1 protein-coding gene is annotated in these 672 nt (G+C 47.0%); it reads right to left on the bottom strand.

Going from position 1 to position 672, the window contains the following annotated elements; all coding sequences use genetic code 11:
• Positions 1-79: 79 nt before the first annotated feature.
• Positions 80-672, bottom strand: a 593-nt coding sequence (locus tag R7Q09_RS26030; protein WP_318143930.1) for a YchE family NAAT transporter, incomplete at its 5' end; no start/stop codon positions are given.

Here is a 672-nt window from a genome sequence, read left to right as displayed (position 1 = left end):
AGTGTATTTTTTAGAGAGTGAGTCGTCATGACAAAGCGATCCATTGTTGAATCGCTCTATCATAACGCCATTAATAAAATCAGGCTAATCCAGGGAACAAGTTACGTAAGCCGTTTGCAATAAACTCGATGCCTAGCGCACCAAGAATCAAACCCATGATACGTGTGATCACGTTGATGCCTGTTTGACCCAAGAAACGAACGATCAAAGGCGCCGAACGAAATAGCAACCAAGAACAAAGGCAAAATAGACCAATCGTGATAACGATGCCCACGGTATCGAACATACTTGGGTAACGCGCGCCATAAACGATTGTTGAGCTGATTGCACCAGGACCAGCCATTAGTGGCATCGCTAGTGGTACAACGCCGATCTGTTCGCGGCTAACGTACTCAGATTTTTCTTGTTTGTTCTGCTTATCCTCACCGAGCTTACCGCTCATCATCGAAAAGGCGATGCTTAACAGCAGCAAGCCACCCGCCACTCGGAATGAATCCAGTGAAATACTGAACATATCCAACAGTAACTGACCTGCAAGCAGGGAAATGATCAGGATCACGGCCACTGCCACATTGGCTGTTGTCGCGGTTTTGATCTTTTCTTCTGGTGTCATATGTCCGCTTACAGACACGAAAACAGGCATGATGCCTACGGGGTTAACGGCGGCAACCA

It is taken from the genome of Vibrio sp. 2130-1, from assembly GCF_033339515.1.
Note: the sequence above shows the minus strand (reverse complement) of the source record. Positions and strands in the feature narration are given on the sequence as shown.